We start from the raw sequence: 631 nt of genomic DNA, 5'->3' as shown, positions 1-631 counted from the left end.
GCACCCGCGGGCACGGCGGCGGCAACGGCCTCGGCCTGGCCATCGTCGCGGCGATCGTGGGCAGCCACCACGGCCGCGTCGGTCTGGCCCCCACGCCAGGCGCCGGAGCGACCTTCGTGGTCGAGCTGCCCACAGCCAGTTCACAGGATGCGCCCAGCCCGTCTGGAGATTGACCGGGTTCACTGGGTACAGAACGCATCGAGCGGACAGAGCGGATCCGGGCACCAGGGCGGATCCCGGAGAAGGAGAGCACCATGGGCACCACCAACCAGCCCCAGCAGCCGGGTGAGGGCACCGGCGGCGGTCACCGGCCGACCGAGCCGATCCCCGGGCCGCAGTGGTATGGCGCTCCCCGGCCCGGAGAGCCGCAAGACCCGCGTCGTGGCGCCTTCGGCGCACCGAACGCCGGAGCTGGGAGGCCTCGCCCCTATGACGGGGGGCCGCAAGGACCCTACGGCTTCCCGGGCCAGGGCCAGCCCGGCCCGCAGATCGGGCAGGGCGGGCAGGGCGGGCACGGAGCAGCTCCGGGCGGCACGGCCGGCACGACCACCGGGAAGAAGCCCCGCAGGCGCTACGAGCTCCCGGCAGTGGCGCTGCTCGCGGCCCTGCTGGCGAGCGGAGCGACCTACGG

General features: G+C 75.0%; 1 protein-coding gene and 1 pseudogene. Both read left to right on the top strand.

All coding sequences use genetic code 11. From position 1 onward, the window contains the following. On the top strand, positions 1-173 hold a 173-nt coding region (locus FRW57_RS24695; RefSeq protein ID WP_338055408.1), incomplete at its 5' end, for an ATP-binding protein. 81 nt (positions 174-254) lie between these two features. Next, positions 255-631 (top strand): annotated as a pseudogene (locus tag FRW57_RS22555) (hypothetical protein); the annotation flags it as partial.

Origin of the sequence: Segeticoccus rhizosphaerae, from assembly GCF_009192725.1 — a bacterium.
Lineage (GTDB): Bacteria > Actinomycetota > Actinomycetes > Actinomycetales > Dermatophilaceae > Segeticoccus > Segeticoccus rhizosphaerae.
This window is presented reverse-complemented; position numbering and strand designations above follow the sequence as displayed.